We start from the raw sequence: 515 nt of genomic DNA, 5'->3' as shown, positions 1-515 counted from the left end.
CGCCGTCCGCGCATACCGTCGAATGCAGCGCCCAGGACAGCCTGGGCAGCGTGGACGCAGACCGGCGCCTGCTCGCGCGCGCAGTCGGGAACCTGGTGCGCAACGCACAGAAGTACGCCACGCGCCGGATCGCACTGTCGGCCAACCGGACAGCCGCGGGCGGGCTCGAGATCGTGGTCGAGGACGACGGGCCGGGCATTCCGCCGGAGGAGCGCGAGCGGATTTTCGAACCGTTCTACCGGCTCGACCGCAGCCGCGACCGGGCCACCGGCGGCTTTGGGCTGGGCCTGTCGATCGCGCACAAGGCAGTGGCGCTGCACGGCGGCTCGCTGCACGTGGAGGACGCACTGCTGGGCGGCGCGCGCTTCGTGGTGACGCTGCCGCCGGAGCGGGTGCTGTAAGGGGTTTCGTAGGGTGGGCAGATCCTGCCCACGCGTTCAACCAGCTCTTGCGTTAGTCGAACGCGTGGGCGGGAGACCCGCCCACCCTACGAGTCAGGCCAGCAGTGCCTCTTC

The 515-nt window shown here is 70.7% G+C and carries 1 protein-coding gene; it reads left to right on the top strand.

All coding sequences use genetic code 11. The annotated features are described in order from the left end of the window. Positions 1-401, top strand: a 401-nt coding sequence (locus ACFQ4G_RS22020) for a sensor histidine kinase (RefSeq protein WP_379041153.1), incomplete at its 5' end; no start/stop codon positions are given. Positions 402-515 lie beyond the last annotated feature (114 nt).

The sequence above is a fragment of the Methylobacterium marchantiae genome (genome assembly GCF_042679825.1).
GTDB lineage: Bacteria > Pseudomonadota > Alphaproteobacteria > Rhizobiales > Beijerinckiaceae > Methylobacterium > Methylobacterium marchantiae.
This window is presented reverse-complemented; position numbering and strand designations above follow the sequence as displayed.